This is a genomic window from Zavarzinella formosa DSM 19928 (genome assembly GCF_000255705.1).
Classification (GTDB): Bacteria; Planctomycetota; Planctomycetia; order Gemmatales; family Gemmataceae; genus Zavarzinella; species Zavarzinella formosa.
On record NZ_JH636445.1, the window covers coordinates 358,192 to 383,059 of the forward strand.

The 24,868-nt window shown below is 58.2% G+C and carries 22 protein-coding genes; 19 read left to right on the forward strand and 3 right to left on the reverse strand.

Features of this window, described 5'->3' with window-relative positions:
- The first annotated feature begins 39 nt into the window (after window positions 1-39).
- The 4 genes from folK (at window position 40) to BGIM_RS0133390 (ending at window position 4,627) form a co-directional block, all read left to right on the forward strand.
- On the forward strand, window positions 40-1,299 hold the full coding sequence (gene folK, locus BGIM_RS60610; RefSeq protein WP_020474004.1) for a 2-amino-4-hydroxy-6-hydroxymethyldihydropteridine diphosphokinase: 1,260 nt from the start codon (window positions 40-42) through the stop codon (window positions 1,297-1,299).
- Between the two features lie 52 nt (window positions 1,300-1,351).
- Window positions 1,352-2,479 carry an NAD(P)/FAD-dependent oxidoreductase gene (locus BGIM_RS0133380; protein WP_020474005.1) on the forward strand — a complete coding sequence of 376 codons (1,128 nt, stop codon included), beginning with the start codon at window positions 1,352-1,354 and terminating at the stop codon, window positions 2,477-2,479.
- Window positions 2,480-2,543: 64 nt separating this feature from the next.
- Window positions 2,544-3,773, forward strand: coding sequence for a tryptophan synthase subunit beta (gene trpB / locus BGIM_RS0133385; protein ID WP_029631095.1), 1,230 nt, complete (start codon window positions 2,544-2,546; stop codon window positions 3,771-3,773).
- 122 nt (window positions 3,774-3,895) lie between these two features.
- Entirely contained in the window at window positions 3,896-4,627 is a 732-nt protein-coding gene (locus BGIM_RS0133390) for an SDR family NAD(P)-dependent oxidoreductase (RefSeq protein ID WP_020474007.1), read from the forward strand.
- A 707-nt stretch (window positions 4,628-5,334) separates the two neighbouring features.
- On the opposite strand, the gene BGIM_RS0133400 is transcribed toward BGIM_RS0133390, so the two are convergent.
- Entirely contained in the window at window positions 5,335-8,217 is a 2,883-nt protein-coding gene (locus tag BGIM_RS0133400; protein WP_020474009.1) for a WD40 repeat domain-containing protein, read from the reverse strand.
- 211 nt (window positions 8,218-8,428) lie between these two features.
- Here BGIM_RS0133400 and BGIM_RS0133410 point away from each other — a divergent pair, with 211 nt between their 5' ends.
- The 8 genes from BGIM_RS0133410 to BGIM_RS0133445 all read left to right on the forward strand — a co-directional run bounded on the left by BGIM_RS0133410 (window position 8,429) and on the right by BGIM_RS0133445 (window position 15,655).
- A complete protein-coding gene (locus tag BGIM_RS0133410; protein ID WP_020474011.1) occupies window positions 8,429-9,286 on the forward strand; it encodes a motility-associated protein in 858 nt (285 codons plus the stop codon).
- A gap of 77 nt (window positions 9,287-9,363) precedes the next feature.
- Entirely contained in the window at window positions 9,364-9,924 is a 561-nt protein-coding gene (locus tag BGIM_RS67920; RefSeq protein WP_020474012.1) for a flagellar motor protein MotB, read from the forward strand.
- A gap of 123 nt (window positions 9,925-10,047) precedes the next feature.
- The gene (locus BGIM_RS0133420) at window positions 10,048-10,563 is read left to right on the forward strand and encodes a type 1 glutamine amidotransferase domain-containing protein (protein WP_020474013.1); all 516 of its coding nucleotides are present in this window, start codon (window positions 10,048-10,050) and stop codon (window positions 10,561-10,563) included.
- A 37-nt stretch (window positions 10,564-10,600) separates the two neighbouring features.
- On the forward strand, window positions 10,601-11,542 hold the full coding sequence (gene bioB, locus BGIM_RS0133425; RefSeq protein WP_020474014.1) for a biotin synthase BioB: 942 nt from the start codon (window positions 10,601-10,603) through the stop codon (window positions 11,540-11,542).
- A complete protein-coding gene (locus BGIM_RS53735; RefSeq protein WP_020474015.1) occupies window positions 11,530-12,672 on the forward strand; it encodes an aminotransferase class I/II-fold pyridoxal phosphate-dependent enzyme in 1,143 nt (380 codons plus the stop codon). Before bioB ends, BGIM_RS53735 begins: the two co-directional genes overlap by 13 nt.
- The gene (gene bioA / locus BGIM_RS0133435) at window positions 12,665-14,575 is read left to right on the forward strand and encodes an adenosylmethionine--8-amino-7-oxononanoate transaminase (protein ID WP_020474016.1); all 1,911 of its coding nucleotides are present in this window, start codon (window positions 12,665-12,667) and stop codon (window positions 14,573-14,575) included. The genes BGIM_RS53735 and bioA overlap by 8 nt, the downstream gene beginning before the upstream one ends.
- A 23-nt stretch (window positions 14,576-14,598) precedes the next feature.
- Entirely contained in the window at window positions 14,599-15,051 is a 453-nt protein-coding gene (locus tag BGIM_RS0133440) for a hypothetical protein (RefSeq protein WP_020474017.1), read from the forward strand.
- 40 nt (window positions 15,052-15,091) lie between these two features.
- Window positions 15,092-15,655 (forward strand): LeuD/DmdB family oxidoreductase small subunit, encoded by a 564-nt coding sequence (locus tag BGIM_RS0133445; RefSeq protein WP_029631103.1) that lies wholly within the window; start codon window positions 15,092-15,094, stop codon window positions 15,653-15,655.
- A gap of 1 nt (window position 15,656) precedes the next feature.
- Here the strand turns inward: BGIM_RS0133445 and BGIM_RS53740 are convergent, their stop codons facing one another.
- Window positions 15,657-17,375: an arylsulfatase gene (locus BGIM_RS53740; protein ID WP_020474019.1), complete on the reverse strand. Its 1,719-nt coding sequence runs from the start codon at window positions 17,373-17,375 to the stop codon at window positions 15,657-15,659.
- A 78-nt stretch (window positions 17,376-17,453) separates the two neighbouring features.
- On the opposite strand from BGIM_RS53740, the gene BGIM_RS0133455 reads away from it, so the two are divergent.
- Genes BGIM_RS0133455 through BGIM_RS0133485 form a run of 7 tightly spaced genes read left to right on the forward strand, consistent with a single transcriptional unit; the run spans window position 17,454 to window position 22,841 of the window.
- Window positions 17,454-18,443 (forward strand): DHH family phosphoesterase, encoded by a 990-nt coding sequence (locus BGIM_RS0133455; RefSeq protein ID WP_020474020.1) that lies wholly within the window; start codon window positions 17,454-17,456, stop codon window positions 18,441-18,443.
- 48 nt (window positions 18,444-18,491) lie between these two features.
- A complete protein-coding gene (locus BGIM_RS0133460; RefSeq protein WP_020474021.1) occupies window positions 18,492-19,664 on the forward strand; it encodes a hypothetical protein in 1,173 nt (390 codons plus the stop codon).
- Window positions 19,661-20,017, forward strand: coding sequence for a VOC family protein (locus tag BGIM_RS53745; protein WP_157369625.1), 357 nt, complete (start codon window positions 19,661-19,663; stop codon window positions 20,015-20,017). Before BGIM_RS0133460 ends, BGIM_RS53745 begins: the two co-directional genes overlap by 4 nt.
- Window positions 20,014-21,162 carry a serine hydrolase domain-containing protein gene (locus BGIM_RS53750; protein WP_020474023.1) on the forward strand — a complete coding sequence of 383 codons (1,149 nt, stop codon included), beginning with the start codon at window positions 20,014-20,016 and terminating at the stop codon, window positions 21,160-21,162. Before BGIM_RS53745 ends, BGIM_RS53750 begins: the two co-directional genes overlap by 4 nt.
- A 20-nt stretch (window positions 21,163-21,182) precedes the next feature.
- The gene (locus tag BGIM_RS0133475; RefSeq protein WP_020474024.1) at window positions 21,183-21,896 is read left to right on the forward strand and encodes a hypothetical protein; all 714 of its coding nucleotides are present in this window, start codon (window positions 21,183-21,185) and stop codon (window positions 21,894-21,896) included.
- A 13-nt stretch (window positions 21,897-21,909) separates the two neighbouring features.
- On the forward strand, window positions 21,910-22,278 hold the full coding sequence (locus BGIM_RS0133480; RefSeq protein ID WP_020474025.1) for a hypothetical protein: 369 nt from the start codon (window positions 21,910-21,912) through the stop codon (window positions 22,276-22,278).
- Window positions 22,275-22,841, forward strand: a complete 567-nt coding sequence (locus tag BGIM_RS0133485) for a hypothetical protein (protein WP_020474026.1) — start codon at window positions 22,275-22,277, stop codon at window positions 22,839-22,841. Before BGIM_RS0133480 ends, BGIM_RS0133485 begins: the two co-directional genes overlap by 4 nt.
- Before the next feature lies 1 nt (window position 22,842).
- On the opposite strand, the gene uvrB is transcribed toward BGIM_RS0133485, so the two are convergent.
- The gene (gene uvrB / locus BGIM_RS0133490; protein ID WP_020474027.1) at window positions 22,843-24,864 is read right to left on the reverse strand and encodes an excinuclease ABC subunit UvrB; all 2,022 of its coding nucleotides are present in this window, start codon (window positions 24,862-24,864) and stop codon (window positions 22,843-22,845) included.
- Between the last annotated feature and the right edge of the window lie 4 nt (window positions 24,865-24,868).

Consider the following 24,868-nt stretch of genomic DNA (forward strand, 5'->3'; position numbering starts at 1 on the left):
GGGTTCCCGCGATTTTAAGACGCGAGAACCCGCCTCCCCATGATCCGCACCTTTCTGGCCCTCGGCAGCAATCTCGGTGACCGGGAACGCATTCTCGACGAAGCGGTCCTGCGTCTGCGAGCCATGCCCGGTCTCCGCGTTGTCACGGCTTCAGCTTATTACGAAACTGCCCCGGTTGGCGGCCCGGCTGATGCCGGGGCGTATCTCAATGCGGTGGTTGAGGGGGAAACCTCACTTCCTCCGGATAAATTGCTGGCCGCCATTTTGGAAATCGAACGTCAGCTTGGCCGGGTGCGTTCCGAACCGAACGCCCCCCGAACGCTTGATCTCGATATTCTCCTTTACGGCGACTTATGCCGTTCCACCCCCGATCCGATCATTCCGCATCCCCGGATGCACCAACGGCGGTTCGTTTTGGAACCGCTTGCGGAAATTGCCTCCGATTTCGTGCATCCTGTGCTTCGCAAAACCGTCGCCGAACTTCTCCGGGAACTCCCGCCGGATGAAACGCCGCCGCGATCTGTTTCGCGGCATGAACCTGTTTCTGCCAAAGAACTCAATGGTCTAAGAGTGTTGGTGACCGGTTCGACCAAAGGCATCGGCTTGGCCATCGCCGCCGAACTCGCCCGAGGCGGAGCCGATGTGCTGGTTCACGGCCGTCGCTCGTCGGAGGAGGCCACCAAGGCTTCCCGCCAACTCGGAACCCACGGCATCCGATCAGGGGTGGTGATGGCTGACCTCGCCAATCCAGTAGAGCGGGATGGCCTTGTGGATGCCGCATGGAATTTTTGGGGTGGATTGGACATCATTGTCCTCAACGCCGGGGCCGATTTGCTGACGGGTGACGCCCCCGATTGGAGTTTTCAACAAAAGTGGGAAGCCCTGCTGGCGGTTGATCTCACATCGACGCTCACTCTTGCCCGAGCCTTCGGCGAACGGATGAAAACCCGGTCCGCCGGCGCCATTGTCACGATGGGCTGGGATCAAGCTGAAACAGGTTTCGCCGGGGATAGCGGCCAATTGTTCGGCACGGTCAAAGCGGCGGTGATGGCTTTCACCCGCAGTTTGGCGAAATCGCTGGCGCCCGATGTGCGAGTTAATTGTGTGGCACCAGGTTGGATCAAGACGGCTTGGGGAGAACAGACCAGCCCCAAGTGGCAGGAACGTGTTCAACGAGAAACGCCCTTGGGGCGTTGGGGCCTGCCGGAAGACGTGGCGAAAACCGTTCGCTGGCTGGTTTCGCCGAACGCGGGTTTCATCACCGGGCAAATCGTCCGGGTCAACGGCGGGGCCGTCTAAATCGGCGTCCGAAAATCATCAGGAGCCGAACATCACCCTTAATCCGACAATCATGCTGACACAAGCCGCCGCCAAACGGTGGGATGTTGTCGTCGTGGGAGCAGGACCAGCGGGGACGCTTACGGCTCGCGGAATCGCCCAAACAGGGGCTTCCGTTCTGCTGGTTGAGCGGGCGGCGTTTCCAAGGTACAAGGTCTGCGGTTGTTGTTTGAATCCACGTTCGATTGAGTTGCTGGGAACAGCCGGGCTTGGATCGCTTTTGAAAGAAGCTGGGGCAACCCCCCTTCATGGGGTGACCATCGCCGCTGGTGGCCGAAGATCGGCGGTCGCCCTTCCGGCGGGGTTTGCTCTTTCACGACAGGTTTTTGATGCCGCTCTGGTGGAAGCCGCCATCAAAACAGGTGTGGACTTTCTGCCTCAAACGCCTGCGAAACTGGAACCGTCAACGAATGCCGATCATCGGCTGGTGACGTTTCGGCAGGGCAGCCAAGAGACTGTTGTTGAAGCTCGGTTTGTGGTCGATGCCTCGGGGCTAGGCGGCAAATTGGCGGCCGACTTGGCCGATGAGGTCTCGCCGAATTCCCGCATCGGGGCGGGGGTGATGATCGATCACGCGGAGGATGATTATCCGCCGGGAATCATCCACATGGCCTGTGGAAAAGATGGTTACGTCGGGTTGGTCCGGGTTGAGGCAGGGCGGTTGGATGTCGCCACGGCGTTTGATCCGGCGGCCGTGAAAGAGGCTGGGGGATTGGGGCCGCTGGCGGTTCGCATTTTGGCCGAGGCCGGGTTTCCGGCGGTCGCCGGGTTAGAAGACATGCCTTGGAAGGGGACGCCGTTTCTGACTCGCCGCCGCGAATCATTGGCCGAGGAGCGGGTATTTCGCATCGGTGACGCCGCCGGTTATGTCGAACCCTTCACCGGCGAGGGGATGGCGTGGGCTTTGGCGTCGGCCGTTTCCGTGGTCCCGATTTTGCAACGTGGATTGTCCGGGGATACCAACGGCCTCGCCGGGGAATGGGTGCGAGCTTATCAGCGGCAGGTTGCCCGGCGGCAGATGATTTGCCGTTGGACTTCACGCGTATTGCGTCGCCCCCGATTGACGAAATTGTTGGTTCGGTTTCTGGCACTGGCTCCCGGTCTGGCCGGGCCGGTGTTGCGGGGAATGCACCGCCGGTGATACCCGCTTGAAATCGTGTCTTGGATTGGTGAAATGGAAGTTTTCTTAGAAGGGGTTTGCCGACATGCCGACACTCTCACCTCCCGCCAAACCTGCGGTTGTTCCCGATTTACGCGGGCGGTTCGGTCCCTACGGCGGGCGATTTGTTCCTGAAACATTGATGTTCGCCTTGGAAGAATTGACGCAGGCTTACGCGGAAGCCAGTCAAGACCCGGCGTTTCAGGCCGAATTTCGCCGCATCCTGAATGAATACGTTGGCCGGCCTTCCCGGCTTTACTTTGCTGAACGCCTCACCAAAGAGGCTGGCGGGGCGAGAATTTACCTGAAGCGGGAAGACCTGAACCACACCGGCGCTCACAAGATCAACAACGCCATCGGGCAGGGCTTGCTCACCAAGCGGATGAAGAAAAAGCGGGTGATCGCCGAAACCGGGGCGGGGCAGCATGGTGTCGCCAGCGCGACCGCCGCCGCCTTGTTTGATCTCCCTTGCCGGGTGTACATGGGTTCGGAAGATATCCGCCGCCAGGAACTCAACGTCTTCAAAATGCGGGCGATGGGCACGGAAGTCTTCCCGGTGGAGAGCGGCAGCAAGACCTTGCGGGATGCCGTGAACGAGGCGATGCGGGAGTGGATGGCGAGCGTCGAAACCACGCATTACATCATCGGTAGCGCCATCGGACCGCACCCGTTCCCGATGATGGTGCGGGATTTTCAGGCCGTCATCGGGCAGGAAACCAAGGAACAATCCGTGGAGCAGTTCGGCCGGTTGCCGGACGTGGTGGTGGCTTGTGTCGGTGGTGGAAGCAATGCCGCCGGGATGTTCTACCCGTTTGTGAATGACACGGGTGTTGAACTCGTCGGTGTGGAGGCCGGTGGCCGCACAAACGTCTACGGCGAACACGCGGCGACCATCAGCAACGGCAAGCCGGGTGTGTTGCACGGCAGTTTCAGCTATGTGCTGCAAGACGACGACGGCCAGACCGCCCCGGTGCATTCCATCTCGGCCGGACTGGATTATCCCGGCGTCGGCCCGGAACACAGCTATTGGAAAGACAACGGCCGGGTGCGGTACACGAGCATCAACGATGCCGAGGCGATGGAAGGCTTCCGCGTCTCGTCCCGGCTGGAGGGAATTTTGCCCGCCCTCGAAACGGCTCATGCGGTCGTCGAAACCATGCGAATCGCCGCCAAACGCCCGAAGACGGATGTGGTGGTGCTTTGCTTCTCCGGTCGCGGCGACAAAGATTGTGCGGAAGTCGCCCGGCTTGAAGCGGGTTTGCCGGCAAGTCATTAATCAAAAATCAAAACATTTTCACCGCGGAGAAGCAGAGAAGCAGAGAAGACAAAAACAATTATTCTTCTGCCTTCCCTGCTTCTCTGCTTCTCCGCGGTGAAAATGTTTTTTGAGGAACATTCATGCAAAAAGTAGCGTTGGTCACTGGCTCGGCCACCGGGGTTGGGCGGGCGGTTGCCGTCCGGTTGGCGAAGCGAGGGTTTGCCGTTGCGGTGAATTATTCCCGCTCAAAAGAAGACGCGGAAGAAACGCTTCGGCTGGTGAAAGCCGAAAATGTGCCGGGAATTTTGTGTCAGGCGACGGTGGCCGATGACGCCCAAGTGCGGGCGATGGTTGAACGATGTCGGGCAGAACTCGGCGGGTTGGACGTGTTGGTAAACAACGCCGCGACCACCAAATTCATTCCGCACGATGATCTCGAAGCCCTCACCGATGAAGTGTGGGACGAGATTTTTCAGGTGAATTTGAAGGGGGCGATGTACGCCACACGGGCGGCCATGCCGTTGCTGAAAGCCCGGAAAGGATGCGTGGTGAACACATCTTCCGTGGCGGGGTTGCAAGGACACGGCAGCTCAATCCCGTATTCCGCGAGCAAAGCAGCCCTGAATTGCATGACGCAATCACTGGCGCGAGCCTTCGCCCCGGACGTGCGGGTGAATTCCGTGGCGCCGGGGCCAATTCTCACTCGTTGGCTGGAAGGGCACGAAGAGCATGTGTCCAAGGCCATTGCTCAAACACCGCTGAAACGGGCGGCCAGTCCCGACGACGTTGCCGACGTCGTCGAGTTTCTGGCCGTCGGAACGACCCTCATGACCGGCCAGGTGGTGGTGGTGGATGGTGGGCGAACGATGTGATCGGCGGGTGTGCGAACCGGCGGGCTGTTACTTGCGGTGGCGAATCTTGGCCCGCATCCGACGCTTCTTCCGACCGACCTTTCGACGACCACTTCCTCGACGGGATGCCATGTGCCCGACTCCTGATTGTTAATTGCCACGCATAACGTGAATTTCTCGAATTCAGAATCTTAGAACTTCGCTCCCGTCCGACAACCCTCGAAAAGCGCTCTCTCGCAAAGGACTTTTCCAGAACCTCCCCGGTGGTGAGTTTGCCCGTCTCGGGCTTTCGTGAAACGCATCTCTTCCGGGTCGCCTCACGCATATGTTACTCGTGAGATTTGTGGCCGATTCTGCATTCAAATCATGCAATCGGCCCATCGCTTCGTCGCAAGCAATGAGGTTACAGGGCATGACGTTTCCCGATTTGAAAACCAGTCAAAAACCGACCCAAAAGTGACCTGAAAACAGCACAAAACACCCTTCAGGCGACCATTTTTGGACAGTTGGACACCCACCCAACTGGTCAAAAACAGTGGGCCAACTGAACACCATTTTTCAAAACCCCCGGCAAATCGACACATCATCTGATGATTTTGGAGTAATCCTGAGCCTTTTGGGGGCGTTTCTCATGGCCCAAAATAACCGCTCCATGTTGGTTCTCGGATCGCCATTCTGGGCCAATTGGCCCAAACGGCGAGTTGGCCCGATGTTGTAGAGGCAGACCGTCATTTCAAATTCAACGGGATCACTAAAGCTTCCGCTTCCGGCACTTGTCGAACCTTGGGACCGCAGCCGACGATGATGCTCTTTCCGTCGGGCGTCAGGGCCAGCGTGTAAATCGGGCCGGTGGAGGTTTCGGTGCCGCTGACGAGTTTGCCGTCGGCCATGTTCCAGACGGCGATGTAGCCCCGGTTCCTCGGGGCCGGCCCCACGCTGATGAGGTACTTTTCGTCCGGGGTCAGACGCAGGCCGTAGATGCCGCCGGGGTGGGCCTGGCCCGGTTCTCCCTTGATGTTAGGGTTCACGAATTCGCCGGTTACCGAGCCATCGGCGACATTCCATTTCTTGATGTGCCGGTCGCTTGATCCGCTGATGATCGTTTTGCCGTCCTTCGTGAAGATGGCCGTAAAGACTTGGTCTTGATGCCCTTTGGTGTTGCCCTTCTCGGAGAATCCCTTGAACTCAATCACCATTTTGCCACCGGTCGCGTCCCAGAGTTTCATGGATTTGTCGAAGCTGGTCGTCAGAATCTGTTTGCTGTCCAGCGTCCACGTCACCGAATAGATGGCCGCGCCGGGGGCGGGCGTCGAGTGGGCGGGGATGGCGTTGACGGCCGCCCATTTTTCCGTGTCAAACAACCGGAGGAGGCCGTCGTGGCAGCCGCTGGCGAGCAGTTTGCCGTTGGGGGCGAAAGCCACGGCATCCACCAAGTTCGGGTGGCCCAAGGCGGCTCGCATTGGCGTATTGCCGGCGATTTTGAATTGTTTCACCGTTTTGTCAGCCAACCCGACATACAGGTCCCCCTTGTCGGAGAAACTCACGCTGGTCCCGGCGTCGGGAAGCGTCCATTGTTGGATCATGCTGCCGAAATCGTCCGGAAGTGGCTGGCCTTGTTGATACGTCACGCCCCAAGCGGTCAGGATTTTGTCCTCCGTGATCGACACCAGCATGTTGCCGGACGGGTGGAAAGCCAACGCCCGGATCACGCCCGTCGCGGGGATATTGGCCAGCGGTTTCACGTCGTTGAACTGGAACAGCCGAATCGTCTTGTCGGCCCCGCCGACGGCCACGGTTTGCACATTCTTGCTGACGGCCACCGCATAGACCGGCCCTTCGGCCCCCTCGAATTTCTTTTCCTCGTTCCCGTTGCCCGCGTTCAATGCCCGGACGAGCGGTTCATCGCCGCCGACAACGACATGTGATCCGTTGGCCGTCAGTGTCATGGCCCGCAAAGGCTTCATGGAAATCGGCGATATTCTGGGTTGCTGAATCGGGAGAATCGCCCCGGTTTTGTCCGAACTCACCACATAGACAAGCGGCTGGTTTTGATTGAAGGCCACGCCTGTGATTGGCCCGGTGTGTTCCACGGCTTGGATGAATCCCCCCTTGGCGACATCCCACACGCGGGCGGTTTTATCCGCGTGGCCGGTGATCAGTTTCGTCTTGTCAGCGCTGAAGGCCACGCTGGTCGCGTCCGTCGGCAGGGCGATGGTTCCGTTTTCCTTGCCATCGGCGATGTTGAACATCTTCACCGACTTGTCGAGAACGACAGCCAGCGTGGCAAAGTCCCGGCTCACGGTAAATGCTTTGGGGATAATCGGAAGCGTGGCGACGGTGCGGGCTTCTTTGCCAGCGGGCACATCGAAGAGTTTCACCGTTTTGTCGGCCGTCAACACCAGGACTTGGTTTCTACCGTTGTGAAATATCAGCCCGAGAACGTCGCCGCCGGGAATCTTGAAGGTGGCCGTCGGTTTGACTTCACCGGGGTCTTTCGGGTCTTTTGCATCTTTCGCGGGTTTTGGTTTCACAATGGGGAAGGCCCACACGTTGGCGGTGCCGTCGTCCGCGACTGTGATGAACGATGAGCCGTTCGGATGAACGGCGATGCCCGATACTTTTTTGGGGTGGGCGGAGAGCGTTTCAACAACCTTGCCTTCCGTGCGGTTCCAAAGGATCGCTTTGCCGTCCGGTTGGCCCACGGCCACGATGGTCCCGTTCGGCCAGATCGCCAGACTAGTGACGGGTGCCGGGGCGGTGAATTCCTTGCCGACCGTTCCGGAATTTGTGCTGACCGCTTTAATCACTTTGTCGGCCCCGACCGTGACGAGGAAACTGCCGTCAGGGCTGGTTTGCAAGGTCGTGATGGCATCGGTGTGCGGGGGCAGTGGCTTCGGCAACACTGTTGGCGTTTGCCAGAATTTCAATTGTCCCTCTTCGTCCGTCGTCACCACGGAGTTCCCCGCCACCGTCAGGCCGGTGATGGTCCCCTTGGTTGCTCCGAGGCTGGCCGTCTGTTTGCCGTCCGTCGTGTTGAACCAGCGCACGAAGCCATCATCGGTGGCGGCCACGAACTGTTGGCCGTTCGAGGTGAACATTCCCGTTGTTCCCCCACCGCGAACCGCCGGGATGGCTTGGAGTTGCTTGCCGTCGGCCGTTTGCCAGAGCCGGATGGCCCCGTCTTTCCCCAACCCGCCGAGGGTTTTGCCATCGTTGCTGACACTTGTGGCGACGACACTGGCCGAATGCGGAAACTCCCGCACAGCGGTTCGGGTGGGAATATCCCACAGGAACACGGCATTATCGGACCCGCCGGTGGCCATGTATTCCCCGGAGGGATGCACCGCCACGCTCAGCACAAGACTTTGGTGTCCGGTGGTCCCGCCGTAGCTCCGCACTTGTTTGCCGGTGGCGGCATCCCACAATCGCACGGTGCGGTCGAAACTCCCGGTGGCGATCAGCTTGCCGTCTGGTGTTTGGGCGACGGAATAGACGGCGTCCGTGTGTCCCTTGAAGACAATCGTGGGTTCTTTTTCCTGGGCGGTGACCGCCAGCGGCCCCATCAGCCCGGCCAGCAACGAAGAGGTGAGGATTCGTCGGAGTTTCAACATTGATTTGCCTCGGGAAAAACGGGAGAGCATTGGCGGGAGAGGGGATTATCGCACGGACGGCTTTGATGGTCAACCAAGGGATTTCCGTCTCCCCGTCAAATTTCATCCACGGCACAAACCGGGCCAATCTGATCCTCGGCAAGTTGTCGCGGTTTCGTTCGATGTTGAGGTAAGGTTTGAACGCTCCCCTCAACAAAGTTGGTATCCGTCCATGATTGTTTTTATCGGCTGTGCGATTGTGATCGGGTCGATTTACATCGGCTTCAGCATGGCTGGCGGACATGCCGAGGCTTTGCTGCACATTTCCGAGGTCATCACCATCGGTGGCGCATCAATGGGTGCCTTGGTGCTGCAATCACCCAAAAAAGTGATTATCGATCTCGTCAAAGGGATCATCCAAACGATCAAGGGATCGCCGTTCAACAAAAAAACGTATTCCGAATTGCTGATGTTCCTGTATTCGGTCAGTCGTTTGGTCCGTCGTGAAGGCGTGCTGGCTCTTGAAGGGGTCGTGGCCAATCCGAACGCCGGTTTGTTCGCCAAATTCCCCCGCGTCGGGAAAAATCATCACTTGCAACACTTCCTTGGCGATGCCCTGACAGTGATCGCCGACGGCAAAGCCGATCCGGCCATTCTGGCCCGTGATTTGGACGAAGAAATCCGGGTGATGGAGACCGAACATCATGCCGCCAGCGGAGCCTTGGCCAAGGTGGCCGACGGTTTGCCGGGGTTCGGGATTGTGGCGGCCGTGTTGGGAATTGTGGTGACCATGCAAGCCATTGGCGGCCCGGTGGAAGAGATCGGTCATAAAGTGGGGGCGGCGCTGGTCGGCACCTTCCTTGGTATTTTGGCGTCCTACGGGTTTGTGGCGCCGATGGCCGCCCGGATGGATACTTTGGGGGCGATTGAGGCCAGTTTCTTCCGCAGTATTTCCGTGGCCCTCGTGGCGATTTGCGAAGGGCAAAGCCCGCGAGATGTCGCTTGGGGAGCCAGACGAATGGTCGGAAGCGAATTGCGGCCAAGCGCCACGGAATTTGCCCAATTATTGAAAGACGCGGAAGCGGCTTGATCGCGGCGAGAAGTTTCGGATTTGCCAACGCTATTGTCAGTTAATCAATCTTCATTGAATCCAACGGGAGCAGACAGATGGCCAGCGGCGGCGGCGGTTCTTGGAAAGTGGCCTACGCCGACTTCGTGACGGCGATGATGGCCTTTTTTCTCGTGATGTGGCTTGGCGCCCAGGATCAAAAGACCCGCCAATCGGTGGCCAATTACTTCATTGATCCGTCCGGCGTGAACAAGGTTCCGGCCAAGACCGGGGCCACGTTCGACTCGGTCAGTTATGGAAGCGTTCCGGTCGAGCAGAAAGTGGCAATGGGCAAGGGGCGAAGTTCGCACACCCAATCGGGGGAGCCAAGCCCGTCCACCAAACGGGTGAGTGATTTTCTCCATGCGGACAAAAAGCGACTGGCCGAGTGGCGGGACAAAGCCGCCGCCCAGCGACAGGTGGCCGGGAAATCCCGCGAGGTGTTGGAAAACACCATGACCTCCGGGGAAATGGCCGTGCAGGAACTGGCCAAAACCTTGCGGACCGATCTTACCAAGGATGTTCCCAAGGCCAAAAGCTCGCTTGAACAAGATCTTCTGTACGACTCGTTCAACGATGTGAACTGGAAACAACTCGCCGAGGATTTGCTGTACGAGTAAGAGAATCCGGCCCCGTTTCTTGCCCCGTTCAACCAATCAAACTCACCTACCCCGTTTTTCGGTTCAGGGATAAGATGCCATCGCCATCTTTCTTCCTGAATCCTGATCCGTGAGTGTGTTCGCATGAAAGCGTTGTTTTTGATCGCTGACGGCTACGAAGATCTTCAATTCTTTCATCCGTATTATCGTCTCCGTGAAGAGGGCATTACTGTCACCGTGGCGGCTGCCACGAATGCCCAATCGGCCGAAGGTCTTCACGGTTATACGGTTGAACCGGACATGCCGATCCCGGAACTCAGCCCGAACGAATACGAGATTTTGATTGTTCCCGGCGGTCGTTCTCCGGAAAAACTCCGTTTGCGAGAAGAAGCGGTGAACTTGGTGCGAATGTTCGCCCAAGACGGGGGCATCGTCGCGGCCATCGGCCACGGCACCCAATTGCTCATCAGCGCCGGGGTTCTGGACAACAAACTCGCCACCGGCGATCCCGGCATTCGGGACGATATTCGCAACGCGGACGCCGGTTACCGGGACGAGGGCGTGATCGTTGATGGCAACGTCATCACCTGTCGGGGCAACCCCGATTTGCCGCTGTTTTGCGAGCAAATGCTGGCGGCCATTTCCACCCGCGTGAAGTGATTTGCCTTCCGGTCGTCCCGTCGCTAAATCAGGTCTCATGAAGACGCTCGCCGAATTCAAAGCGGTTTATCAACTTCCCCTCCCGGAACTCATGCGCCAAGCCATGACGGCCACGCGCGAACACGCGGCCGGGGACATTCAGAAGTGCGCTCTGCTGAGCATCAAAACCGGCGGTTGCCCGGAAGATTGCGGGTATTGCAGCCAAAGCGCGCATTACAAAACGCCGGTGGCCCGCGAGCCGTTGATGAGCGTTTCCGATGTGGCCGAGAAGGCCCGCGAAGCGAAAGCCAGCGGCGCCACCCGTTTTTGCATGGGAGCCGCTTGGCGAAGCCCGAAGGACGGCCCGGAGTTCGACAGCGTGTTGGAGATGGTGAAAGAGGTCAAATCCTTGGGGATGGAAGCCTGTGTCACCCTCGGGATGCTGACCGGCAATCAGGCAAAGCGGCTCAAAGAAGCCGGGTTGACCGCCTACAACCACAACCTCGACACTTCCCGGCGTTATTACCCGGAAGTCATCACCACCCGCACCTATGATGACCGGCTGGAAACCCTCCAGCATGTTCAGGACGCTGGAATCTCCGTGTGCTGTGGCGGCATCATTGGCATGGGCGAGACGGAAGAAGACCGGTTGATGATGCTGGTCGAACTGGCCAATCTGTCCATCCCGCCTGAGAGTGTGCCGATCAATTGTCTGATGCCGGTGAAGGGGACGCCCCTGCAAATGGCCCCCAAAGTGGATTCGTTCCAACTGGTGCGGTTGATTGCGACCGCCCGGATCGCCTTTCCGAAATCCCGCGTGCGATTGTCGGCCGGGCGGGACCGGATGAGCAACGAACTTCAAGCCCTTTGTTTCTTAGCCGGGGCTGATTCTGTGTTCTTCGGTGAGAAACTTCTGACGGCCGGAAACCCGGATGAATCGGAAGATGCCGCCTTGTTCCGGGCGATGGGAATGCCGGAAGTTCCGGCATGTTCCGCATGAGCCTGTTCTCTCGCTGGCAGTCCTCTCTCGATCAACTCCGCACACAGGGGCGATACCGCTCCTTTGCCCTTCCACGCGGGATGGACTTTACCTCAAATGACTACTTGGGTTATGGCTCATCCCGCCGTTTCCCGATTCCTGCGGAAGATTTGGCCGCTTACCCGGTGAGCGGCATCGCCTCCCGTTTGCTTCGCGGTCATCATGCCATTTGGGAAGAGGTGGAACAAGACCTCGCCGTCTGGCATGGCAGCGAAACAACGCTGATGCTCAACAGCGGTTACACGGCCAACGAAGGTTTGCTCTCGACGATCATGGAACCGGGTGATTGGGTTGCCTCCGATGAGTTGAATCACGCCTGTATCGTTGACGGGCTGCGGCTGGCCAAGTCCCGCCGGTTCGGCTATCGGCACAACGATTTGAACCATCTGGAAGACGGGTTGAAGGCCGAGGCCGCCCGCAACGACCCGGAGCGGATGCGGTTCATCATCACGGAATCCCTGTTCAGCATGGATGGCGATACCGCCCCGCTGAAGGCGATTGCCGCCTTGGCCGAGAAGTACGAAGCCCATCTCATTGTGGATGAGGCTCATTCCACCGGATGCTTTGGCGAAACCGGCTCCGGATGTGTTGATGCCGCCGGGGTGCGGGGGCAAGTGCTGGCTTCGATGCACACCGGCGGCAAAGGGCTCGGTGTCTCCGGTGCTTATCTGGCCTGTTCCAATCTGCTCCGCGAATACCTCATCAACAAGTGTCGGCATCTCATCTTCACGACGGCATTACCGCCCATCACCGGGCTGGCCTGGAAGCACATGCTTGACCATGTGAAGACAGATGTGATCGGCCGCCGGAAACTTCATGAAAACGCTCGGCATTTCCGCATGGAATTGGCCAATCACGGGGTGACGGCCGTTGGCGAACACTACATCGCCCCGGTGATCGTTGGCGATGATGCGAAAGCCGTGGCGGCGGCCAAGGTGTTACAACAACGGGGTTACGACGTGCGGGCCATCCGGCCGCCAAGCGTGCCGCCGGGGACATCCCGACTCCGCATTTCGATTCATGCCGACCACGACACGGACACACTGAGCCGCCTCGCCCGAGACACCTCGGAAGCGTTGAATCATGTCTGATTTCGTTGTTCTGGGTACCGACACCGACGCAGGGAAGACGACGTTTTCCATTCTGTGGCTGACGGCGTTTGGCCCGGCTTGTGCCTATTGGAAACCCCTCGAAACCGGCGATTCGGACACGGAAAAAATCCGGCGTCTTTGCCCGCAAACAGTCGTTCATCCCCCGGTGATGCGATTCGCGGAACCGGTCGCCCCGCCACTGGCGGCAAGGCGGGAAGGTCGGCCAATCCCATCAGCCGGCAAACTGTTGAAATTGCGGCCAGTCGGTGACCAACCCCTCTTGATCGAAACCTTCGGCGGCCCCTTCTCCCCGTTGAACGAATCCGAGTTGCAACTGGACTTCATCCGGCAAATTCAATTGTCGGCGGTGCTGGTTTCCAATTCAGCGGTCGGGGCCATCGGACGCACGCTTGCGTGCTTGAAATCTCTGAGTGTCGAGGGCATCATTCCGGCGGCCGTCGTGTTGCTTGGACCGGATGATCCGTATGCCGTCGAGCAAATTGGCAGGCGCTCGCCTGTCCCGGTGTTCTCGCTTGATGTGCCGAAGGTTTGGGATCGGGACGGATTTCAATGTATTGTCACGGCTCGCCGTCAAGTCTTCGCGGATCTGGAACAAGTTCTCAAAGCCCCTGAAAAACAACGGAATTTGATCCTCCGAGACCGGGCGGCCATCTGGCATCCGTACACATCGTTGAAAGACCCGCTGGACCCATTGCCGGTTGTGGCCGCCGAGGCCGAGTATTTGATTCTTGAAGACGGCCGGAAAATCATCGATGCCGTCTCGTCTTGGTGGACAATCCTGCACGGTCACCGGCCGCCGAAATTGGTGGCGGCGTTGCATCGGGCCATCGAACAGTTGGATCATGTGATCTTCGGCGGAGCCACCCATCCCCATGCCGTCGAAGTGGCCGAGGCCCTTTTGAAAACCGTGCCGTGGGAATCGGGCGGCCGGGTGTTCTTTTCGGACAATGGCAGCACGGCCGTCGAAGTCGCCTTGAAGATGGCTTACCAATGGTGGGTTCACCAGGGCGAACCACAACGCACGTTGTTTGTGGGCTTCGAGAACGGCTATCACGGGGACACCTTCGGGGCGATGGCCATTGGCCGCGATCCGCTGTTCTTCGGAAAATTTGAGCCGTTGCTGTTCAATGCCGTTCAAATTCCCGTTTCCCCGAAATCGCTTGATGAAACATTGGCCCGCGAAGGAAACCGCATCGCGGCCGTCGTCATCGAACCGCTGGTGCAGGGGGCCGGGGGAATGCAAATGCACTCCCCGGAAATTCTGGCTGAACTCTGTTCTGTAGCCGGTAAGCATGGAGTCTTGTTCATTGTCGATGAGGTCATGACGGGGGGGCGCACGGGAAGTTGGTGGGCGCATTCGCAGGCGAAGATCGAGCCAGATTTGATTTGTTCCTCCAAAACGCTCGCCGGGGGAATGCTCCCGCTGGCCGCCACCCTAGCTTCCCCGAAAATCGTTGAATCCTTTGATTTTGTTGATCGCACGAAGACGCTTTTTCACGGCCACTCATTCACGGCCAATCCGTTGGCCTGCGCGGTGGCTGCCGAGAATTTGAAGATGCTGGCCGATGACAATTGGCTGGCGGATGTTCGACGAATTGAGAACTTCTGGGCGGCGAACAACGGTGTTTTTGAGGGTTTGCCCGGCGTGATCGCGGTCCGGCGACGGGGGACGATTCTGGCGGTCGAACTGGATGTTCCCGGCGGGTATCTCGCGGAGGTCGGCCCGTGCGTCCGGCGGTTCTCGCTGGAGCATGGGGTGATGCTGCGCCCGTTGGGGAACGTGATCTATGCGATGCCCCCTCTTGGGACATCCGACGAATCATTGCGGCGAATTTTGGAGGTGATGGTCAAAGCGATCAGGCATTTGCACGAAGTCCCATAATAGAGGGGGACGGGAGTGTCATCATGCCGGAATGGCTGCAACAATTCGTGCCGGAGGGGTGGGACAGCCGGGAGGTCTTGTTCGTCACCGCCGGGTTTACCATCGCGACGGCCGTAATCAGTCTGGCGATGGTGGCGTGGGTCGTTGTGAGGCTGCCGGGCGATTATTTCGTCAGCGACCGGGCGGCTAATCGTTGGAAAGAATCCCACCCGCTGATTCGCTGGCCGATGACCATTCTTTCGCAACTCTTGGGCATTGTCCTCATTTTGCTCGGAATTGTGATGTCCCTGCCGGGCGTTCCCGGCCAGGGTTTTTTGACCATCATGGTCGGCATCATGTTGTTGGAATTTCCGGGCAAGCGCAATGTGGAACGGTGGGTTCTTCGGCGAAGAGGCGTCTCTCTCGGCATCAACAAGATTCGCGCCCGCTTCGGCCGGGAGCCGTTGCAACTCGACAACCCGGCGGCGACGCCATAAAATGCGGGCTTCTGGAAACCGAACCGAAAAAGACGAGAAAATGGAAAAGATCATCAAGGGCAAGGCGTTCGTGCTGGGCGACAACGTGGACACGGACCAGATCATCCCGGCCCAATACCTCACCTACAACCCGTCGATTCCGGCCGAGTACAAGATGTTCGGCAAGTTCGCGCTCTCCAGCGTGCCGCCCGGCCAGATGGGGTTGCCGAAGGGGCATCAAGCCTTCCACACGGATGACGAATTTGTCTCGCCGTTTACGATCATCGTCGCCGGGAAAAATTTCGGCTGCGGTTCCTCCCGCGAACACGCCCCCATCGCTTTGGCCGCCGCCGGGATCAAAGCCGTGGTGTGCGAGTTTTACGCCCGTATTTTTTACCGGAACTCGGTAAACGGCAGCTATCTGGTGCCCGTGGAATGTCAAACGCGCTTGATCAATGACATTGCCACCGGGGACGAATTGACCATCGACCTTGAGAACCACACGCTGACCAATCACACCACCAAGGACACTTGGAAGTTGCAAGACCTTGGGGAGGTGGCCCCGATCATCGAGGCCGGCGGTATCTTCGAGTATGCGAAAAAAGTCGGGATGTTGAAGTCCTGAATCAGTTCCCGATCCGTTCCAGCGTGACGGATTGAATTTGAATCGCCCGGTCGTCGCTCGACGGCCGGACGGTGGCCTCTCCCTTTTCCAGCTTCATTTTCTCCACAACATGTTTTGTTTCTTTCGGCTCAAATGCGATCATTGTGGCACCGTCCCCGATCCCGATGGAAACGGTTCGCTTGCGGTCAACCGGGTTCACATTCAGCGTTAACCGGTAAGTCCCGGATTGGGTGACATCAATCATCCATTCACCCAAATCCCCCGGTTGCCAGCCGGCCCGGTCGCCCCGCCAATCCTGCCGGGTCAGCACGGTGACGGGTTGCTGTTTGGCGCCGACGGCGATTCGGGGCGGGGCGAATTGCCGGGTGGACTTCACATCGGCGAACCACGCTTCATATTTGGTTTTCAGTTTCGCCACTTCATCGGGCAATTTGGCCGCGAGATCATGTTCCTCGAACGGGTCGTTCGGAATGTCGAACAGCTCAAATTTCCACTTGGGATCGTTCTTCCCCTTGGCCGGGGGAATGGCCCCGCTGGCCTGGACTAGTTTGTATTTGCCGCCGATGGCGGTGAAGGCCCGGTAAAGTTCCGGCACGTCGCCGCGATGCCATTGCAGAAACAAGGTGCGATCTTCCAGCGGTTTGCCGTTTTCGATCAGGGCAAGCAAACTCCGGCCGTCAATCTTTAATGCCTTGGGGATCTTCACTCCGCAAGCTTCCAAAATCGTCGGGAAAAGGTCGATGTGGGCGGCGGGCGTCGTGATTTCTTTTGATTCCTTCCATTTGGCTTTCCAAGACATGAAACATTGCGCCCGTGTCCCGCCTTCGTAGACAGTACCCTTGCGGTTGCGCAGTCCGGCGTTCCAACGATTGCCGCCGACGCCGTTGTCGGTCAGGAAAATCACCAGCGTGTCTTCGGGAACGGCGTTGATGAGTTTCTGAAAATTCCGGTCGATGTTGGCGATCATTCCGTAGGCTTTGCCGGCCTCGGTGGCATCAAATTTTCCGGTCAGCCACGGTTGGCCGATTTTCGGAAACATCCCGTCGTTGATGTTCTTGTACGGTTCCCAATCCGCGTCCTGAACTTGAAACGGCGAATGCGGGCAGTTGTAAGCCACATACGCGAAAAATGGTTCGTTCGCTTTGGTGTTCACGAATTTGATGGCCGCGTCGGTGAAGATATCCGTCACATAGCCGGTGAATTTTTTCTCGACTCCGTTTTCAAACAACACCGGATCTTGGTAATTGCTTCCCCCCGGCGGGTCCGACGGTTGGGCGATGCCGCCGCCCCGGTGCATCAGCACGGTTTGGAAGCCTTGATCCTGCGGCCGCATCGGGTAGTTGTCGCCTAAATGCCACTTGCCGAACAAGCCGGTGCGGTAACCGCCGTCTTTCAGGACTTCGGCAAGGGTCGTTTCGTCCCCGTGCATCATCGACCGGCCGAGGAAAGTATCCACAATGCCGGTGCGATAGGTGTATCGCCCGGTGAGCAGGCTTGACCGCGTGGGGGAGCATACCGGCGAGACGTAAAAGCGGTTGAATCGCACGCTGCGTTTGGCGAAGGCGTCCAAGTTGGGAGTTTTCAAAACCGGGTTGCCGTGGAAGCCGAGATCACCATAGCCTTGGTCGTCCGTGATGACGACCAGCACGTTCGGCTTGGCAAAGGCCGGGCCGCAAACGGCCCACCATGCGGCGATGAGAAGAGGAAAAGATCGGATCACGGAGACACTCCTTCACCACATTCGGTTTCGGGGAAGTATAATCAATGGCAGCGATTCCCACCACGAGTTCCCGCTCTCATGCCAATTGACTGGTCGCCGTTTGTAACCTTTGTGAAAGATCATTCACGGTTCCTGATTATGACGCACGTCCGGCCGGACGGCGACGCCCTTGGGTCCGAACTGGCCTTGGCGGCGGCCCTGCGGAAGAAAGGAAAAACGGCGAGAGTGGTGGTGGCCAGCAATCTCGGGCCGCGTTATGAGTTTCTGAACCCTGGTGGAAAAGCGGTCGAACGGTTCCACCCGCCGGGCCGGGAATTCGACAATTGCGACGCGATCATTGTCGTGGACACCGGAACATGGAGCCAGCTTGGAGATTTCGGCGAGTACATGCGAAGCCGGCCCGTCGGCAAGGCGGTGATTGACCATCACCGCACCCAGGACGATCTCGGCGGATTGCGATTCGTGGACACCACCGCCGAGGCCGCCGGCCGGTTGGTTTACGAAGCAACGAACGCCCTTGGCGTCAAAATCGATGCCGAGATGGCTCATCCGATGTTCATGGCCCTCGCCACGGACACTGGTTGGTTCCGTCACGCGAACACAACGCCGCAAACTTATGCCTTGGCCGAGGAATTGATGGCCGCCGGGGCGAGGCCGCAGGAGGTATATGAGGCGATTTACGAACAGATTTCGCTTCCCCGCATGAAGCTGACTGGCTTGGCTCTCCAGCGGATGAGTTCGCTGGCCGACGGCAAGATTGTCTGGTCCGAGGTCCGCATGGAGGATTATCCCGCGACCGGGGCCGTCCCGCCGGACACGGAAGATTTGATTAGCTACGCCCGGAGCATCACCGGGGCCGAGATCGCCATGATCTTTATCGAACAGGCCGATGGCGGCACGAAGGTCAGCTTTCGCGGCAAGGAACCGCATGATGTCTCCAAACTCGCGGAACGCTTTGGCGGCGGCGGCCACAAACTGGCCGCCGGGGCGACCGTCACCACCGCGTTGTCCGTGACACGAGAGGCCGTTTTGAAGGCCGCCACGGAAGTATTGGCCATCGCCCGTTGATTACCAACCTACCCACCCTCCCACTTTTTCCTTGCGGAGACCATCTCCATGTCTCAAACCTCTTCCGGCGGGATCACCCTGCGTGAACTTCCGCTTCCCGTTCGTTTGGTTCTGACGACGTTTCTCATGTCCGTGGGCCTTGGCTACTTTTGGGGCATGGCCCAAATCCACTTCAAGCATTCGTCCGGCGGCGAGCCGTTGCCGGGCATCAAGGATTTGGTCGGCCGATTCTCCGGGGTGCCCTGGCCGAAGATTGAAAAGGATGAGAGCCTCGCCGTCGTGCCCGCAGAACGCCCGCAAATTGATCCGAACGCCCCGAAAGTTCCGGGGGTGAAAATCAAATCCATCATCGCGGATCGTTGCGCGGTGTGTCACGGCAATGGCGGGGAAAAAGATGATGTGCCGCTGGAAAAGTATGTGGACTTGGAAAAGGTCTTTGTGAAGACGAGCAATTATCCCAAAGGGCAATTTCACTTCGTCATCAACGGCAATCGAACGAAATTCAACAAAGACGCCATGAAGCAGGCCTTCTTTGAAAAATCAGATGACTGGAAGGATCAACTAAAGGCTCTTGGCAAAGAAACACTTGAGAAACAACGGGAAGCGGAACTCAAGTCTGTGGTCGATTGGATTGATGCGGGAGCGCCGGAAGCCACCTATGACGCGGATGCGTTCCCCCTGCCGGACCCGGTTGTCGGCAAAATTATCACCCCAAAATATGCGACGCCCGCCCCGCAACTTCCCAAGAATGCAGAAAAGGCCGTGCCCAAGAAAGTCGATCCGTTTAAGGAAGCCAAGTCGAAGCAGCTTTCCATCAATTCACTAACGCAATCAACACACGCTCACTTGTTGTCGTTCGCCATGCTCTGGACGCTCACCGGCTTGGTGTTCGCGTATTCCAGTTATCCGACTTTTGTCAAATGCGTACTGTCGCCGATTGTTTTGATCGCCCAAGTGGCTGACATCTCATGTTGGTGGCTGGCCCGGTTGGAAGGCGTCGGCCCGTATTTCGCAATGGTGATCATGGGCACGGGGGCCATTGTCGGTCTTGGATTGGGGCTGCAAATCGTGTTGAGTCTGTTCAATATGTATTCTTACAAGGGCAAGATGGTGCTTTTCGTCATCATGCTTGTCGGTCTGGTGGGTTTTGGCTTGGTCGCCACCAAGGTCGTCATTCCTCAATTGGAGGAAGAAAAGAAAACCGCCGAGGCTCGGTCTTGACGTTGCATATGGTCGAAGTTCGCGTGCGGGATTGGGAACGGTCCCGCCAGTGGTACGAGACCTTCCTCGGCCGGTCCGTGGCGATGATCGATGAAACGCATCAATTTGCGTTGATGGATCTTCCCCCGGTGAGGCTGGCGTTGAAAGCCGGGGAATGCGTGCCGGGTTCGACGACGTTGACTTTGGAATTGCCGGATCTTGATGCGGTGACGGCCCGTCTGGCGGCGGCGGGGATTGTTCCCGTGGCCGCCGAGAAAACCAGTCCTGAAGGCTATCGCCGGGTTGTTTTCACCGATCCGGACGGTCAGCGAATCATTTTGTTTCAATGGCTAAACACCGGGGAATCCTCATGACTATTCGGCTGCTGATTGTCTCGATGGTGTTTCTGGCAAGCCGGGGTTTTGCCGTCGAGAAATTGGATCTGGCGAAGCTCGACAAAATCGCCGAGGCGACGGAGGCCGCGATCAAACGCGGCGACTGTCCGGGGGCGGTCGTGCTGGTGCTACGCGCAAACGAAGTGATTTATCGCAAGGCGTTCGGCAACCGCCGGCTTCATCCCGAAATCGCGCCGATGACCATTGACGGAATCTTTGACATGGCTTCCCTTACGAAACCCGTCGCCACCGGGACGGCGATCATGCTCTTGCACGAACGCGGGAAAATTGCCTTTGATGACAAAATTATCAAATATTGGCCCGAATTCGGGGCCAATGGCAAAGACAAAATTACTGTTGAACAATTATTGACCCACACGAGCGGATTGCTGGCGGACAATGCCGCCGCCGATTACAAGATGGGCCGCGAGGAGGCGATGAAGCGAATCGCCGCGTTGAAACTCGACAACCCTCCCGGCGAGAAGTTTAAATACAGCGACGTGGGCTTCATCACGCTCGGGATTCTGGTCGAGAAAATCGCCGGCGAAACGCTGGATGCGTTCACCCGCAAGAATGTCTTTGAACCTCTTGGCATGAAAGACAGCGGCTATGTCCCGGCCAAGGAACTGCAAGCGAGAGCGGTGCCGACCGCCAAGGCGGGCGATGATTGGCTGCAAGGAAAAGTCCACGACCCCCGCGCGGATGCCCTCGGCGGCGTCGCCGGTCACGCTGGGTTGTTCTCCACGGCCGATGACATGGCGATTTACGCGAAGATGCTCCTCAATGGCGGCAAACATGCCGGGAAACAATTTCTGAGCGAAAAGAGCGTCAAGGAAATGACCGAACCGCTCACCGTACCGGGCGGAGCCAGGTCGCGGGCTTGGGATGTGGACACGTCATACAGTTCCCCTCGCGGCGATTTGTTCGGCAAACGGGATGGCTTCGGCCATACGGGTTTCACCGGCACCTCGTTGTGGGTGGATCGCCCGAGCGACACGGCCGTTATTATCCTGACGAACCGCGTGCATATTTCCGAGAAGGTCCAGGTGACCGGCCTGCGGCGGCAGATTGCCACCATTGTGGCCGAGGTGGTTGGTAAAATGCCCGCTCCGAAATCTCCCTGAGTTGAGTTCACCGAGTCAACGTGCGAAATCCCCGCTCCATCCCAAAACTAATCCAATGGGGACTCGGCGTACCGGCCCCCCGGCTTGCGTTGCGGCCGTCGGCCTCCACGTTGCGGGCGGTCGTCCCGGAGATTCCCCCGGAAATCGACACTGGGCTGCCCGGCCATCCCTTCGATCTGTCGCGGGCCATTGAGGAAGTGGTTCTCGACATCAAGAAATGTTGTCCGGACTTTGCCCACATCGATCTCAACCGGATGATGATCGGCATCGTTCGCGCGAAGACGTTGGATCGAACCGGCTTGATTGCCCGTGTGACGCCGTTGCGTTGTGAGAATGGCAAACTGGTGACCCGCAAGCGGGGGCGGCTCTACGCGGTCCAGCAGTTCCGGTATGAATCCCGCGATTTACTCTATCTGATGTCCTTCTGCCTTCCCCGGTTTTTAGACCGGCCGTTCGGGGATAAACTCGTCACGATTTTTCACGAACTGTTTCACATTTCCCCCGCTTTCGACGGAGACTTTCGCCGTCTCGGCGGCCGGTGCGAGGTCCATTCGGGGAGCAAGAAAAACTACGATGCACACATGGCCGTGCTGGCGAAGAATTACCTCCGCAACGGGGCCGACCTGGCGAAACTCGGCTTTCTCAAACTGAGTTTCATTCAATTATGCAAACGGCACGGCAGCGTCTTGGGATATCACTTTCCCCGGCCGGTGCTGATTCCCGTTTCCCCGTGAAAGGCGGTTGCCGATGGCCAAATGCGACGAGGGTTACCGGTGCGATGTGTGCGGCCGGGACGTGGAAGCCATCACGGAATCCGATCTGTATCTGCGTTACGTCTTGGGGGAAATCCCGTTGGAGGTGATGCACCGGCACCCGGAGCGGCACATCCGTTGTAACCCCGGCGTGGCCCAGTACATTGTCCATCGTGACTTTTCACCGGTGAACTGTGACGGCGACTTTGCCAAGGCAAACTTCGATTTGGATTATGTCCGAACCGAGGAATCCCGTGTGACGGCGGGCTGGTCGAGGCTGCAGGCCATTCCCACCGCCGGTCTGAGTCTTGCGGAATATCCCCTTCACATCACGCCCGTGTTGCCAAACGAGGAAATCGGATGAGAAACCTGTGTTGTTGGGCCTTGCTTCTGACAACGGCGATGGTCGGCCGGGCTGACGTTGTCTCCGGTCCCAAAGTCGGTGACCGTGCCCAAGATTTCACGGCCTATGGCGTCGCGGGGATCATTGACGGCAAAGAGGGGAATTATCTAAAGGAGCGCAAAGGCGAGCCGACAATTTATGTGTTCATCCGGCATGACACATTCAATCGGCCGACCGCCCGATTTTTGAAGGGATTGGACACGGCCCTCAAGGACGCCCCCGGCAAGGTGGCTGTGGTCGCCATCTGGCTGTCGGACAAGCCCGACACTGCCAAGGAATATCTGCCGAAGGCCCAGATGTCCTTGGGATTTGTGAACACCAGTCTTGGCGTCTTCACCGGCGAGAAATCCGGCCCCAAGAATTGGGGCATCAACACGGATGCTTACGCCACTGTGGTCATTGTGAAATACGGCACCGTGACGGCGGTTCAAGCGTTCCAAGTGGTGAATGAAACCGATGTCAAAGCGGTCCTGACCGATTTGAACAAACCAGAAGCCAAAAAAGCGGAACCGAAGAAAAAATAAGTCATCGTTTCCGTCGCTTGCCGCCGCGTTTCTTCTTTTCGCCCTGCGGGCTGGCGACGGTTTCTCCCTTCAGCGTGGCAATCTTGTCCCGAAGTTCGGCCGCCCGCTCGAAATTCAATTCTTGGGCGGCCTTGAGCATTTCGACCTGAAGTTCTTCCAGATATTCGGCCGTCACATATTCCTCGGCTTTGATCCCGGCGGCCTCTTGGGCGATCTGGTGGGCCGAAATCTCATCTTCGATTGAATTGCGGATCGCACTTTTCACCGTTTGTGGCGTGATGCCATGTTCCGCGTTGTAAGCCAGTTGGATTTCTCGGCGCCGGGCGGTTTCCGAGATGGCCCGCTGCATGGAATCGGTCACTGTGTCCGCGTAGAGAATGACCTCGGCGTTCACGTTTCGGGCGGCCCGGCCGATGGTCTGAATCAGAGAGGTCGTGCTGCGCAGGAACCCTTCTTTGTCCGCGTCCAGAATCGTGACCAGTGAAACTTCCGGCAGGTCCAGTCCTTCCCGCAGCAAGTTGACCCCCACCAGCACGTCGAAAGCCCCTTCTCGTAATTCTCGAAGAATCTGAATTCGTTCAATCGCATCTAATTCCGAGTGCAGCCATTTGCATTTCAGACCCGCCTCCTTGAAATAGTTCGTCAGGTCTTCGGACATCCGTTTGGTGAGGGCAGTCACCAGAACCCGCTCATGCCGGGCGGCGCGAATTTTGATTTGTTCGATCAAATCCGGCACTTGGCCTCGGGCCGGTTTGATGTGGATCACCGGATCGACCAGTCCGGTCGGCCGGATCACCTGTTCGACCACCTCGCCGCCGGTGCGTTCGAGTTCCATCGGGCCTGGGGTGGCCGAGAGGAAAAGCACGTTCTTGAGGTGGCCCTCGAATTCCTCAAACTTCAACGGCCGGTTGTCGAGGGCGCTAGGCAACCGGAAGCCGTGTTCGACGAGTGTTGTCTTCCGGGAATAATCGCCGGCAAACATCCCCCGCACTTGTGGCAGGCTCACATGGGATTCATCCACAATGCACAGGAAATCTGGGGGAAAGAAGTCGATCAACGTGTACGGCGGTTCTCCCTTGCCCCGGCCGCTGAACCAGCGGGCGTAATTCTCGACCCCGGAGCAGTAACCCACTTCGCGGAGCATGTCGAGATCGTAGTTCGTCCGGGCTTTTAGCCGCTCGGCCTCCAGTAGTTTGCCGTCTTGCTTGAATTGGGCGAGCCGGTCGTTCAACTCCTGCTCGATGCCGATGATCGCCTCGCGGGTCCGCTCTTCGGGGGTGACGAAGTGCTTGGCCGGATAGACGTACATCTCCTCCAGTTCCTCGATGATTTCCCCGGAGGTCGGGTTGATGGAATAAAGCCGGTCCACGTCGTCCCCGAAGAGTTCGACCCGCATGGCGATTTCCTCGGCGCTCGGCCAAATTTCGATGGTGTCCCCCCGGACACGAAAGTGTCCCCGCTCAAACGCGATGTCGTTCCGCTTGTATTGGACATCCACCAGTTTGACGAGCAGTTCCTCCCGTTCGATTCGTTCCCCTTTTTTGAGGACGACCATCATCCGCTTGTAATCGGTGGGGGAGCCGAGGCCGTAAATGCACGACACGCTGGCGACCACGATCACATCGTCCCGGCTGACCAGTTTGGCCGTCGCCGAGAGCCGAAGCCGGTCAATATTTTCGTTGATCGAGGAATCTTTCTCGATGTAGATGTCCCGTTGGGGGATGTAGGCTTCCGGCTGGTAATAATCGTAGTAGGAGATGAAAAATGACACGGCGTTCTTGGGGAAGAACGTGCGAAACTCTTTGTAGAGTTGGGCAGCAAGAGTTTTGTTGTGGGCCAGCACCAAGGTCGGCTTGTTCATGGCCTGGATGACTTTGGCGGCGGTGTAAGTCTTCCCGGTGCCCGTGGCGCCCAAAAGGGTGACAAACCGTTGGCCGGACTGGAAGTTATCGACGATTTGTTTGATGGCCTTGGGTTGGTCGCCCGCCGGTTCGTAATCGCTGACCATCTCAAACTTCGCCATGATG